Here is a 516-nt window from a genome sequence, read left to right as displayed (position 1 = left end):
TCGTAGAAATGGACAACGGCGTACTCAAAGTCATCAAAGCAAAAGACTCTAAGACCTCTGCAATCCCTGTTATGGGTGATGGCAGCGCAAAAGGCGATAGCGTCATCACTCGCGTGGTTGCTGTGCGAAATGTCTCTGTTCGTGAATTGTCACCGCTATTGCGCCAGCTGATTGATAATGCCGGTGCGGGTAATGTGGTTCATTACGATCCAGCTAACATCATCCTGATCACCGGTCGTGCAGCGGTAGTAAACCGTCTAGCAGAAATCATCAAACGCGTTGACCAAGCTGGTGACAAAGAGATCGAGCTAGTAGAGCTTCGCAATGCCTCGGCTGCTGAAATGGTTCGTATCGTAGAAGCCCTGAACAAAACGACCAACCAAAAGAGTACGCCTGAGTTTCTTGAGCCAAAAATCGTCGCGGATGAGCGTACGAACTCGATTCTGATTTCTGGCGATCCGAAAGTACGTGCACGCCTGAAACGTTTGATTCGTCAACTTGACGTAGAAATGGCAA

At 48.8% G+C, this 516-nt stretch carries 1 protein-coding gene; it reads left to right on the top strand.

The features are described from left to right. The coding region (locus R7E38_RS23400; protein WP_318082244.1) for a secretin N-terminal domain-containing protein at positions 1-516 on the top strand (516 nt) is incomplete at both ends.

Origin of the sequence: Vibrio sp. Vb2131 (assembly GCF_033338535.1) — a bacterium.
Lineage (GTDB): Bacteria > Pseudomonadota > Gammaproteobacteria > Enterobacterales > Vibrionaceae > Vibrio > Vibrio alginolyticus.
The sequence above is the reverse complement of the archived record's forward strand: the minus strand, read 5'-3'. Positions and strand labels throughout refer to the sequence as shown.